The organism is Novosphingobium sp. ERW19, from assembly GCF_012641315.1.
Classification (GTDB): Bacteria; Pseudomonadota; Alphaproteobacteria; order Sphingomonadales; family Sphingomonadaceae; genus Novosphingobium.
In genome coordinates this window covers 33490-45977 of sequence record NZ_JABAIC010000003.1, presented here as the reverse complement: position 1 = coordinate 45977, position 12488 = coordinate 33490, and the positions used below count along the sequence as shown (strand labels likewise).

10 protein-coding genes are annotated in these 12488 nt (G+C 64.6%); 3 read left to right on the top strand and 7 right to left on the bottom strand.

What is annotated here, in order from left to right; translation table 11 throughout:
* The first annotated feature begins 77 nt into the window (after positions 1-77).
* Positions 78-347, top strand: a complete 270-nt coding sequence (locus HGI46_RS06125) for a hypothetical protein (RefSeq protein WP_168903526.1) — start codon at positions 78-80, stop codon at positions 345-347.
* 84 nt (positions 348-431) lie between these two features.
* Positions 432-2369 carry an alkyl sulfatase dimerization domain-containing protein gene (locus HGI46_RS06120; protein ID WP_168903525.1) on the top strand — a complete coding sequence of 646 codons (1938 nt, stop codon included), beginning with the start codon at positions 432-434 and terminating at the stop codon, positions 2367-2369.
* Between the two features lie 9 nt (positions 2370-2378).
* Here the strand turns inward: HGI46_RS06120 and HGI46_RS06115 are convergent, their stop codons facing one another.
* A complete protein-coding gene (locus HGI46_RS06115; RefSeq protein WP_240946645.1) occupies positions 2379-2759 on the bottom strand; it encodes a cytochrome c family protein in 381 nt (126 codons plus the stop codon).
* Positions 2760-2924: 165 nt separating this feature from the next.
* Here HGI46_RS06115 and HGI46_RS06110 point away from each other — a divergent pair, with 165 nt between their 5' ends.
* Positions 2925-4328: an FAD-linked oxidase C-terminal domain-containing protein gene (locus HGI46_RS06110; protein ID WP_168903524.1), complete on the top strand. Its 1404-nt coding sequence runs from the start codon at positions 2925-2927 to the stop codon at positions 4326-4328.
* A 419-nt stretch (positions 4329-4747) separates the two neighbouring features.
* On the opposite strand, the gene HGI46_RS06105 is transcribed toward HGI46_RS06110, so the two are convergent.
* The 6 genes from HGI46_RS06105 to HGI46_RS06080 all read right to left on the bottom strand — a co-directional run bounded on the left by HGI46_RS06105 (position 4748) and on the right by HGI46_RS06080 (position 12476).
* Entirely contained in the window at positions 4748-6769 is a 2022-nt protein-coding gene (locus HGI46_RS06105) for an acetyl/propionyl/methylcrotonyl-CoA carboxylase subunit alpha (RefSeq protein ID WP_168903523.1), read from the bottom strand.
* Complete coding sequence (locus HGI46_RS06100; protein WP_168903522.1) at positions 6770-7123, bottom strand: lysozyme inhibitor LprI family protein; 354 nt, start codon at positions 7121-7123, stop codon at positions 6770-6772.
* A 133-nt stretch (positions 7124-7256) separates the two neighbouring features.
* Positions 7257-8540 carry an O-acetylhomoserine aminocarboxypropyltransferase gene (locus HGI46_RS06095; RefSeq protein WP_168903521.1) on the bottom strand — a complete coding sequence of 428 codons (1284 nt, stop codon included), beginning with the start codon at positions 8538-8540 and terminating at the stop codon, positions 7257-7259.
* Between the two features lie 32 nt (positions 8541-8572).
* Entirely contained in the window at positions 8573-10714 is a 2142-nt protein-coding gene (gene scpA / locus HGI46_RS06090; protein ID WP_168903520.1) for a methylmalonyl-CoA mutase, read from the bottom strand.
* 142 nt (positions 10715-10856) lie between these two features.
* Positions 10857-11294 carry a methylmalonyl-CoA epimerase gene (gene mce / locus HGI46_RS06085; RefSeq protein WP_118073185.1) on the bottom strand — a complete coding sequence of 146 codons (438 nt, stop codon included), beginning with the start codon at positions 11292-11294 and terminating at the stop codon, positions 10857-10859.
* Positions 11295-11297: 3 nt separating this feature from the next.
* Positions 11298-12476, bottom strand: a complete 1179-nt coding sequence (locus HGI46_RS06080; protein WP_205525278.1) for an acetyl-CoA C-acyltransferase family protein — start codon at positions 12474-12476, stop codon at positions 11298-11300.
* Between the last annotated feature and the right edge of the window lie 12 nt (positions 12477-12488).

The following is a 12488-nucleotide window of genomic DNA, read 5'->3' as shown; positions in this document are numbered from 1 at the left end:
CGATTGCCCGACTCAAAGGCTTGACGAAATTGTCATCTTCCGATTCCCTGTGCTGCGGGGAATTTGGGAGAGGGTTTATGGCAACGGCAAACACGCCGGTCGATGACACACCGCACGAACTTTCTGGGGTTGTCGTCGGCTGGAAACATCGCGCGTTCGCACGCAACATCCATCTGACCGTGCAGTCGAGCAAGAATCCCCGGCCCATACCGGGAGCGATCGACACGCACCACCTGCTGATGACGCGCAACCAGGCCTTGCTGCTCGCCAATTACCTGATGCGCCTAAGCGGCCAGGAGATCCCGCCAAGGCGGCCGCGCACGCTGTGGGAGAAGTTGTTCGGCTGAACCCTCTTTTTGCCGCTTCCCTAAGCGCGCGATTAAAGTCACTCTGCGCCCGGAACTCCACATAGAACGGAGCCGGGAGAGGACATGCGTTTCACCAACTTTCGCCGCGCCCTGGCCGCCAGTGCGTCAGTGCTGCTCGTTGCAGGCCCAGCCTGGGCCGACGCACCGACCGAAGCCACCCGAAAGGCCAACGTCGCGGCGCTGGCAGATCTGCCGATGGCCGACCGACAGGACTTCGATTTCGCCAGCCGCGGATTCGTGGCGACGCTCAAGGACCCGGTGATCCGCGATGCCGCGGGCAAGCCGGTGTGGGACACCGCCGCCTTCGCCTTTGCCAGAGGCCCTGCGCCTGCCACCGTGAACCCCAGTTTGTGGCGCCATGCCCAGGTTCTCGGCAAGGCTGGCCTGTTCAAGGTCACCGACCGCATCTGGCAGGTGCGCGGGTTCGATGTCGCCAACGTGACTTTCGTGCGTGGAGACAAGGGCTGGATCGTCATCGATCCGCTGACCGCCACAGAGACAGCGGCCGCTGCCTATGCGCTGATTTCCGAGAAGGTGGCGAGACTCCCCGTCACTGCAATGATCTACACCCACAGCCACGTCGATCATTTCGGCGGCGCAGGCGCGTTCACCTCGGTAATGGCCAAGGACGCGCCGATCATTGCCCCGCAGGGTTTCACCCGCGCCGCCGTCAGCGAGAACGTGATCGCCGGGCCCGCCATGGGGCGCCGCGCGTCCTACCAGTTCGGCCTTGGCCTACCCAAGGGCCCGGAAGGTTCGATGGGCTCAGGGATCGGCATGGGCGTGGCGGCGGGCGGTCGCAGCCTGATCCCGCCGACCCGCGAGATTGGCGAAACCGGCACCGAACTCATGCTCGATGGCGTGCGGGTACGCTTCCAGATCACGCCCGGAACCGAGGCACCTGCCGAGATGAATTTCGGCTTCCCCGACTGGAAGGTTGCCGACCTTGCCGAGAACGCCAACGTCACCCAGCACAACATCCTGACGCCGCGCGGCGCTGTGATCCGAGATGCCAAGGCCTGGGCGCAAGGGCTGACCGAGGCGATCGACTTTTTCGCCGGCTCCGAAGTGCTGATCACCAGCCATGGCTGGCCGCGTTTCGGCGCGAGCGAGATCACCGAATATCTCGCCAAGCACCGCGACGCCTATGCCTACCTTCATGACCAGACGGTGCGGCTGATGAACAAGGGCCTGACCGGCCCCGAAATCGCTGCCCAGTTGACGCTGCCCCCGGCGCTGGCGGCAAAGTGGTACGACCGGCCTTATTACGGCTCCTACAGCTTCAATGCCCGCGCCGTGTATCAGTTCTATATGGGCTGGTACGATGGCAACCCCGTCCACCTCGCTCCCCTGCCCCCGGAACAGGGCGGCAGGCGCTATGTCGAGGCACTGGGCGGCGCAGAGCGGGTGCGGGCCCTGGCCGAGGAAGCGTTTGCCAGGGGCGATTATGCTTGGACGGCAGAATTGCTCGACAAGGTCATCTTCGCCGATGGCAATGATGCTGCGGCAAAGAGCCTGCTGGCCCGCACCTATCGCCAGCTCGCTTACCAGAGCGAGAACGCCTTGTGGCGCAACATGTATCTCACCGGTGCGATCGAACTGGAAAAGGGCGTCACCGCCACCGATCCTACCGGCGGTGCGGCCCTGATCAGCCAGCTTCCGCCCTCAGACCTGTTCGAGGTCCTCGCGGTGCGGCTCGATCCGGCCAAGGCCGGTGACGGGTCTGCGTCACTTGGGTTCGTTTTTCCTGACAAGGACCAGGACTGGACGGTGACGATCGCCAATGGCGTCCTCGTCCACCGCAAGGGCCTGCGCGATGGTCGGCAGACGACTCTGACCGTCCGCTACGCAGACCTGCTGTCAGCCTTGTTTGCAGGCCAGCCGCTGGCTGCAAAAGTTGCCTCGGGCGAGGCGAAGATCGAAGGGGACCCGGCTGCCTTTGCTCGCCTGATCGGCTGGCTCGACAAGCCGGATCCTGCCTTCGCTATCGTGACGCCCTGAGAGGCAAACTCAGTTCGGCTTCTTGAGGTAGGCGATCACGTTGGCGCGGTCTGCCGCGTTGGGCAGGCCGGCGAACGCCATCGATGTGCCGGGAACCAGCGCCGATGGGCGCGTCAGCCACTTGTCGAGCGTGGCATCATCCCACTTGAGCTTGGCCTTCTGCATCGCCGCGGAATACTTGAAGCCCGGAGCCGCCGCTGCCTTGCGCCCGACAACGCCCGCAAGGTTGGGGCCCATCTTGGCGCCAGCGCCCGGCTGCACAGCATGGCAGGCCACACAACGCATGAAAATCTTCTTGCCCGCAACCGGATCGCCCTTGGCCTGTGCAAAGGCGGTTCCGCCCGCCAGCGCCGAGGCGGCCAGTCCTGCCACGATCATCGCACCCATCATCTTCTTCATCGATACACCCTGTTCAGTTCCAGAAGCCGCCAGAGCCGCAAGGCTCGAACGCACGAAGAGAATTCCGCAACCGCGCTTTATCGCGGCTGAACGCGAACGCGCTATATCAATAAGGGCAGCGCTGCAAAAAGGGTGGCGATGGGCTAGAGTCTATCAATGGAACCCCTGTCTCTCCCGCACGCGCGCCCCTTGCCCCAAGGCTTCGTTGACCGTCTTTCGGCCCGCTTTGGCCCGCAATGCCAGACGAGCGAAGCGATCCGCGCGCAGCATGGCGCCAGCGAATCGCAGTATCCTACCGTTCTTCCCGATGCCGTGGTCTTTGCCCGGTCAACGCAGGACGTGGTCGATTGCGTGAACCTGTGCCGCGAAGCCGGCGTGGCGATCGTGCCCTATGGCGCCGGCACATCGTTGGAAGGCCACACCCTGCCCCTTGCAGGCGGGATCAGTCTCGACCTGACGCCGATGGACGCCGTCCTTGCCGTGAACCATGCCGATTTCGATTGCACGGTGCAGCCGGGAATCCGGCGCGAAGCGCTCAATGCGCACCTGCGCGACAGCGGACTGTTCTTCCCGATCGATCCGGGCGCCAACGCCACGATCGGCGGCATGGCCTCGACCCGCGCGTCTGGCACCAACGCGGTGCGCTATGGCACGATGCGCGAGGCTGTTCTGGGGCTGGAGGTGGTGACGCCGCAGGGCAAGGTCATCCGTACCGGCAAGCGCGCCAAGAAGTCCGCCGCCGGGTACGACCTCACCCGGCTGTATATCGGTGCGGAAGGTACGCTCGGCGTCGTCACCGGCATCACCCTGCGGCTCCACCCGGTGCCAGAAGCGATCATGGCCGCGACCTGCCCGTTCGAGACGCTGTCCGGCGCGATCGAAACCGTGGTGCAGGCCTTCCATTGCAGCGTGCCCATGGCGCGGATCGAATTGCTCGATGCGATGCAGGTCCGCGCGGTCAACTTGCGCAGCAAGCTGGGACTGCCCGAGGCGCCGACGCTGTTCTTCGAATTTCACGGCACGCCTGCCGGCGTTGCCGAGCAGGTCGAGACGGTCAAGGCACTGGCTTCGGCCAACGGCGGTGGCGCATTCCAGTGGGCGACGCTGGCCGAAGACCGCAACCGCCTGTGGCGTGCGCGGCACGAATCCTATTACGCCGCCGTCAACCTGCGGCCCGGTGCGATCGGCCTGACGACCGACGTCTGCGTGCCGATGAGCCGGCTGGCCGAATGCATCCTTGCCACCCGCGCCGATCTCGACGCCTGCAGCGTGCCGGCCACGATCCTGGGTCACGTCGGGGACGGCAACTTCCACCTCGTCTTCTCGATCGACCCGAATGCACCGCATGAGATGGCAGAGGTGGAAAAGGTCAACCACCGCATGGTCGCCCGGGCGCTCGCCATGGACGGCACCTGCACTGGCGAGCACGGCGTCGGGATCGGCAAGCAGCAGTGCCTTGTCGATGAACTGGGCGAGGACGCCGTCGACATCATGCGCACGCTCAAGCAGGCGCTGGACCCGGGCAATATCTTCAACCCGGGGAAGATTTTCCGGAGTTGAATCTCAGGCCAGAATACGGGCCTCTTATACCAAGCTGCACAGACTCTGACCCATGAGGACGGCGTTTTGGCGGTTCTCGGCAAGGAACGTCCGAAGGGGTGATGCGGGGTCATCATACCGAGGACGCGACGCTGTCCGAGGGCCGCCAAAACTCCGCCCGCAGGGGTGCCCAGCCCCGCTCGCTGGACATCGTCGCAGCCTCGCGACGATGAACCACATCGCCGCTTCGGCTGCTTCTCACCAGCAAACGGGGCTGGGCATCCTCATGGGTCAGAGTCTGTGCAGCTTGGTATTACACCAACTCGCGTCATCCCGGCGCAGGCCGGGATCCATCTCGCTGCCCTCCCGACGAGCGGTAGTGGGCCCCGGCCTTCGCCGGGGCGACGTTCACTCGGTGTGCCGTAGCAAAGTACCCCGACTCACTCCATTTCGAGGATGATGGCGTCCACGGCCAGGCTGTCGCCGGCCTTGGCGTTGACCGTCTTGACCTTGCCCGCCTTCTCGGCGCGCAGGATGTTCTCCATCTTCATCGCTTCGACCACGGCCAGCGGCTGACCTGCCTCGACCGTATCGCCCTCGCCGACGTTGAGTGACACAAGCAGACCCGGCATCGGGCAGATCAGGAACTTCGAAAGATCTGGCGGGATCTTTTCGATCATGTGCTTGGTCAAGTGCGCGATGCGCGCAGGGAGCACCTGCACATCGTGGATCGCGCCGCGCGTGGTCAGCTTAAAGCCCGCTCGCGTGGTCTCGACTTTCACCGACAGCGGCTTGTCGTCGACCTCACAGTGCACCATCCGGTCGCCCGGCGTATATTCGAGCGCAATGTCGATGGCCTTGCCGTCAACGCTGATCTCGTCCTCGGTCAGCTCCACCGCATAAGTCGATCCGGCGATCTTCACCGCCCATTCCGATGGCGGATCGAGATCGTGGCCAAGCTGGTTGTCGACCTGCCGCGCCCGGTCCGACCGGGCCGTTGCCAGGAACGCCGCCAGCGCCGCCAGCGATTGCTTCAGCTCGTCAGACGTTGCCGCGCCGTGGAAACCCTCGGGATATTCCTCGGCGATGAAGCCGGTGGTCAACTCGCCCGAACGGAAGCGCGGGTGCTGCATGATGGCGTTGACGAAATCGATGTTGTGGCCAAGCCCCTCGATCTCGAAAGCGTCCAATGCCTCGATCTGCTTGTCCGCCGCCTCATCGCGGGTCCGCCCCCAAGTGATCAACTTGGCGATCATCGGGTCATAGAACATCGAAACTTCGCCGCCTTCGTAGACGCCGTCATCCACGCGCACGCCATCCACGCCGCGACGCCCGTTGGCCTGACCGTCATCGGTCCACCCGGCGAGCGGCGGGTTGTAGCGGATCAGCCGCCCGGTCGAGGGCAGGAAGCCGCGATAGGGATCTTCGGCATAGACGCGGTTCTCGATCGCCCAGCCGTCGATCTTGATGTCGTCCTGCGTCATCGCCAGCTTCTCGCCATAGGCCACGCGGATCATCTGCTCGACCAGGTCGATACCGGTAATCGCCTCGGTGACGGGGTGTTCCACCTGCAGGCGGGTGTTCATTTCGAGGAAGTAGAAGCTTTCACCGCTCGGGTCCGCGCCCGAAACGATCAGTTCCACCGTACCTGCCGAGTAATAGCCCACCGCGCGGGCCAGCGCGACGCACTGCTCGCCCATGGCCTTGCGCATCTTCGGGGTCACGAACGGCGAAGGCGCTTCTTCCACCACCTTCTGGTGGCGGCGCTGGATCGAGCATTCACGCTCGTTCAGGTAAAGAATGTTGCCGTGCTTGTCGCCCAGTATCTGGATTTCGATGTGGCGCGGGTTGAGGATGAATTTCTCGATGAACACGCGGTCATCGCCGAACGAGTTCAGGCCCTCGCGCTTCACGGCCTCGAAGCCCTCGCGCACGTCCTTCTCGTTATAGGCGAGGCGCATGCCCTTGCCGCCGCCGCCAGCCGAGGCCTTCATCATCACCGGATAGCCGATCTCGTCCGAAATGCGCACCGCATGCTCGGTGTCCTCGATCTCGCCGACGAAGCCGGGGACGACGTTAACGCCCGCTTCCTTGGCGAGCTTCTTGGACTCGATCTTGTCACCCATCGCGGCAATCGCGCCGACCGGCGGCCCGATGAACGCGATGTTCTCTGCCGCCAGCGCCTCGGCAAACGAGGTGCGCTCGGACAGGAAGCCGTAACCCGGATGCACGGCTTCGGCGCCGGTCTGCTTGCACGCGGCGATGATCTTGTCGGCAATCAGATACGACTGTGCGGCAGGGGCCGGCCCGATGTGCACCGCTTCATCCGCCATCTGCACGAACGGCGCCCGCGCATCGGCATCGGAATAGACCGCCACCGTCTGAATACCCATCCGACGCGCCGTCTTGATCACACGGCAGGCAATTTCACCACGGTTGGCGATGAGGATTTTCTTGAACATTCAGATATCCTTGGCGAGTTCGGCGAGCGTATCGGTGCGCTCTATTGTAAGTTTTGTCAGGCAATTGATGTGAAGCATCTTATCTAGCGAAATGCCCAGATCGAACGGCCAGCGAGCTGCACAGTCGGCATCGCGAAATGTCAGCCAAGCGCGCTGTGCCACACGAAGCCGAGCCTCGTCTTCACGTGACCGCTCCCTGAAAATACGGACCGTAGTCTTCCACTGTGCATTCAAGGCTCGATCCGCCTCCGCGAATTCGGTCTGTGCGCATTCGTTGAGTTCGGATTGAATGGTCGTGTTCTTGCAGTCCGGCGAATTGCTAACTGCTGCCGCCAGCATCAGCATTACCGACATGCCGAGGTCTCCACTTCATTCGTCACCCCGGGCCTGACCCGGGGTCCCGCTTCTCCCGCAACCTCGAAAAAGGCAGCGGGGCCCCGGGTCAGGCCCGGGGCGACGGGAGAGAGGCGAGGCGAAGCTGCCAAGATCACACCAGCTCCAGTGCCTGCGCGAGGTCGGCCACGATATCGTCGATGTGTTCGATGCCCACTGACACGCGCACCGTGTCCGGCCCGGCGCCTGCGGCCACCAGCTCTTCCTCGCCCAACTGGCTGTGCGTGGTCGAGGCGGGGTGGATGATCAGCGAGCGGGTGTCACCGATGTTGGCGAGGTGGCTGAACAGCTTGACCGACTGGACCAGCCTCACGCCCGCCTCGTACCCGCCCTTCACGCCGAAGGTGAACACCGCGCCACCTTTGCCGCCGAGGTACTGCTTGGCCAACTGGTGATAAGGGTCTTCCGGCAGGCCGGCGTACGATACCCACGCCACCTTCGGGTGGTTCTGCAACCACTGCGCCAGGTGCAGCGCATTGCTGCAATGCCGCTCCATGCGCAGCGCGAGCGTTTCCATGCCGGTCAGCGTCAGGAACGCGTTCATCGGCGCCATGGCTGGCCCCAAGTCGCGCAGGCCAAGCACGCGGCAGCCGATGATGAAGGCAATCGGGCCAACCGGCTTCAACGCCTCGGTCAGCACCGCGCCATGGTAGCTCGGGTTGGGCTGGGTGAGTGAGGGGAACTTGTCACTCGCCGCCCAATCGAACTTGCCCGAATCCACGATCAGCCCGCCGATGGAATTGCCGTGGCCGTTGAGGAACTTCGTGCACGAATGGACGACGATGTCCGCGCCATGTTCGATCGGGCGGCACAGTGCGGGGCTGGCCATCGTGTTGTCCACGATCAGCGGCACACCTGCGGCATGGGCGACCTCGGCAATCGCCGCGATGTCCTGCACCACGCCACCGGGATTGGCGAGGCTTTCGATGAACACGCCGCGCGTCTTGTCGGTGATCGCGGCGGCAACGGCTGCGGGATCGTCGGCATCGACGAACACGGCCTTCCAGCCGAACTTGGCAAAGCTGTGCGCGAACTGGTTGAGCGTGCCGCCATAGAGCTTCTTGGCCGCGACGATCTCGCAGCCCGGCTCCATCAGGGTGTGGAACACGATGAACTGCGCGGCATGGCCCGACGCCACGCCCAGCGCGCCAACGCCGCCTTCCAGCGCCGCGATCTTGGCTTCGAGCGCGGCGTTGGTCGGGTTCATGATGCGCGTGTAGATGTTGCCGAACTCAGCGAGCGCGAACAGGTTCGCGGCATGCTCGGCACTGTCGAACACGTAGCTGGCCGTCTGGTAGATCGGCGTGATCCGCGCCTTGGTCGTCGGATCGGGCTCGCACCCGGCGTGGACCGACAGCGTCTCAAGCTTCTGTGTCATCGCATCTCTCCCGTTATACGGCGCGGATACTATCAGGCGGCGTCGATCTCGCTACCCAGCGGCGGCATGTTGTGGCCAAGCAGGCGCAGCATGTCGGCGGCGCATTCGACCACGTTCGAGCCGGGACCATAGATGCCCTGCACGCCTGCCTCGCGCAGGTAATCGTAGTCCTGCGGCGGGATCACGCCGCCCGCCACGACCTTGATGTCTGCACGGCCAGCGGCCTTGAGGTGGCCGATCAGTTCGGGGATCAGGGTCTTGTGCCCGGCGGCAAGCGACGATGCACCAACCGCGTCGACGTCCTTCTCCAGCGCCAGCGCCGCGGCTTCCTCGGGCGTCTGGAACAGCGGGCCGGACGTCACTTCAAAGCCCATGTCACCAAATGCCGAGGCGATGACATTGGCACCGCGATCGTGCCCGTCCTGGCCCATCTTGGCGACGAGCATGCGGGGCTTGCGGCCGAGGCGACGCGTCACGGCTTCGACGCCATCGAGCACCTGCTGGTACCGGCTGTCACCGGCATAGGCCGAGCCATAGACGCCCTTGACCGGCGTCGGGAACGTGCCGTGGCGGCCGAACACGACTTCCATCGCATCCGAAATCTCGCCCAGCGTCGCGCGGTGGCGCGCGGCTTCCACGGCGAGTTCGAGGAGGTTGCCGCCGGTCTTTGCACCTTCGGTCAGCGCATTCAGCGCCGCGCGGCACTTGGTCTCGTCGCGGGTCTCGCGCACGCGCTTGAGGCGGGCGATCTGCGCCTCGCGCACCGCGTGGTTGTCGACTTCAAGCGTCTCGATCTGGTCTTCGTTCGCCAGGCGATACTTGTTGACGCCGACGATCACGTCTTCGCCCCGGTCGACGCGGGCCTGACGGCCGGCGGCGGCTTCCTCGATCATTGCCTTGGGCCAGCCGGCTGCCACGGCCTTGGCCATGCCGCCATCGGCCTCGACGCGCTCGATGATCTCCCACGCCTTGTCGACCAGTTCCTGCGTCAGCGCCTCGATGTAGTACGACCCGCCGAGCGGATCGACCACGTTGCACATGCCGGTTTCTTCCTGGATCACGATCTGCGTGTTGCGCGCGATGCGGGCGGAAAAGTCGGTCGGCAGCGCGATGGCTTCATCGAGCGCGTTGGTGTGAAGCGACTGCGTGCCGCCCAGCATCGCGGCCATCGCCTCGATCGTGGTGCGGATGACGTTGTTGTAGGGGTCCTGCTCCTGCAAGCTGACGCCCGAGGTCTGGCAGTGGGTGCGCAGCATCTTCGAACGTTCGTCCTGCGCGCCGAGCTTGGTCATCACCCGGTGCCAAAGGACGCGCGCCGCGCGCAGCTTGGCCACTTCCATGAAGAAGTTCATGCCGATGGCGAAGAAGAACGACAGGCGACCGGCGAACTTGTCGATGTCCAGTCCCGATGCCACGCCGTACTTCACGTATTCCATGCCGTCGGCAATGGTGAACGCCAGTTCCTGCACCTGCGTCGCCCCGGCTTCCTGCATGTGGTAGCCGGAAATCGAGATCGAGTTGAACTTCGGCATCTCGCGGCTGGTATAGCCGAAGATGTCCGAGATGATCCGCATCGAGGGCTCGGGCGGGTAGATGTAGGTGTTGCGGACCATGAACTCCTTGAGGATGTCGTTCTGGATGGTCCCGTCGAGCAGCTTGCGATCGACGCCCTGCTCTTCACCGGCCACGATGAAGAAGGCGAGGATCGGGATCACCGCGCCGTTCATCGTCATCGATACCGACATCTGATCGAGCGGAATGCCGTCGAACAGGATCTTCATGTCCTCGACGCTGTCGATGGCCACGCCGGCCTTGCCGACATCGCCCACCACGCGCGGATGGTCCGAGTCATAGCCACGGTGCGTCGCAAGGTCGAAGGCGACCGACAGGCCCTTCTGCCCTGCGGCCAGATTGCGGCGATAGAAGGCGTTGGATTCCTCGGCGGTCGAGAAGCCGGCGTACTGGCGGATCGTCCAGGGGCGGCCGGCATACATCGAGGCCCGCACGCCGCGCGTGAAGGGCGCGAAACCGGGGAGGCCGGGATCGGCGGTGACGTCCTCGGCAGTGTAGAGCGGCTTTACGGCGATGCCTTCCGGCGTCTGCCAGGTAAGATCCTTGCCCTTCACTTCCTTGGCGGCGGCGGCCTGCCAGTCGGCCAGTGTCTTGTCGGTCATATCCTGTTCCTCATGCCCTCTCCCCGCTCGGGGAGAGGATACGCAGGCTTGGCAGCTTGCTGCCTAGCCGAAGTTGGAGAGGGGCCTTGCGTGGTCGCCCCCTCTCCCAACCCTCTCCCCTGAAGGGGAGAGGGCTTTAAGCTCAATGCCCGCCCTTGGGCGTCTCCATGATCTCGGTCAGCTGCCCGCCCATGTCCTTGGGGTGCACGAAGAAGATCAGCGTCCCGTGCGCGCCGATGCGCGGCTCGCCCAGCACGCGCTTACCCTGCCCCTCGAACCAGGCCTTGGCTTCGTGAATGTCGGGCACCTCGTAGCAAAGGTGGTGCTGGCCACCCAAGGGATTGGCCGCGAGCCACTTGCCCACCGCGCTGTCCGGGCTGGTCGGCTGGATCAGCTCAATCTGCGTGCCGGCGGTACCGTTCTCGCCCGGCGTGTTGACGAAGCACACCCGGACCTGCTGGCTTTCCAGCACGAACGGCTCGGTTATGTCCGAGGCGCCCATCACGTCGCGATAGAACGCGATGGAAGCGTCGATGTCGGGCGTCGCAACGCCGACGTGGTTGAGGCGGCCCAACTTCATCGTTCAGACCTTCTCGATGACCATGGCGATGCCCTGCCCGCCACCGATGCACATGGTGATCAGGCCATAGCGTCCGCCGGTCCGGTGCAGCTCGTACATCGCCTTGATCGTTAGGATCGCGCCGGTCGCGCCGATCGGGTGGCCGAGCGAGATGCCCGAGCCGTTGACGTTGGTCTTGGCCGGATCGAAGCCCAGTTCCTTGGCCACGCCGCAAGCCTGCGCCGCAAACGCCTCGTTGCTCTCGATCACGTCGATCTGGTCAAGCGTCAGCCCTGCCCGCTGCAGCGCCACCGGCACGGCCTTGACCGGCCCCAGACCCATCACGTTCGGCTCGACGCCCGCATGGCCCCAGCCGAGAATCTTCGCCATCGGCTTCAGCCCATGCTCTTCAACGGCCTTGCCGCTGGCCAGCACGACCGCAGCCGCGCCATCGTTGATGCCCGAGGCATTGCCGGCGGTGACGGTGCCGTCCTTCTTGAACACCGGCTTGAGGCCAGCGAGGCTCTCGACCGTCGTCTCGCCACGCACATGCTCGTCGGTGTCAAACACCACCGTGCCCTTGCGCGTCTTGATTTCGACCGGGACGATCTGCTCCTTGAAGTAGCCAGCCGCGATTGCCGCGGCCGCGCGCTTCTGGCTCTCTGCCGCCAGCGCGTCCTGCTCTTCGCGCGAAATGCTGCAGCGCTCGGCCACGTTCTCCGCCGTCACGCCCATGTGGATGTTCTCGAACGGATCGTGCAGCGCGCCGAGCATGGCGTCCATCAGCACCTGATCGCCCATCTTCTGGCCGTTGCGCGCGGTCAGCACCATGTGCGGCGCGTTCGACATGCTTTCAGCGCCGCCGCCGATGGCAATGTCCTGCTCGCCCAGCGCAATGCCCTGCGCTGCCGAGACGATGGCCTGCAGGCCCGAACCGCATAGACGGTTCACGTTCATCGCCGGAGCCTCGATCGGCACGCCCGCGTTCACCGCAGCCACGCGGCTGACATAGGCGTCCTTGGGCTGGGTCGGCACGACCGTGCCGATCACCACGTTCTGCACCTTGTCCGCCGTGATCCCGGCGCGGGCAATGGCTTCCTTGATGACGATCGCGCCGGTCTCGGCCGGACGCAGCGAGGCAAGGCCGCCGCCGAACGAGCCGATGGCGGTACGCGCGCCCGAGACGATGTAGATGTCGGTCATTTTCAGTCTTTC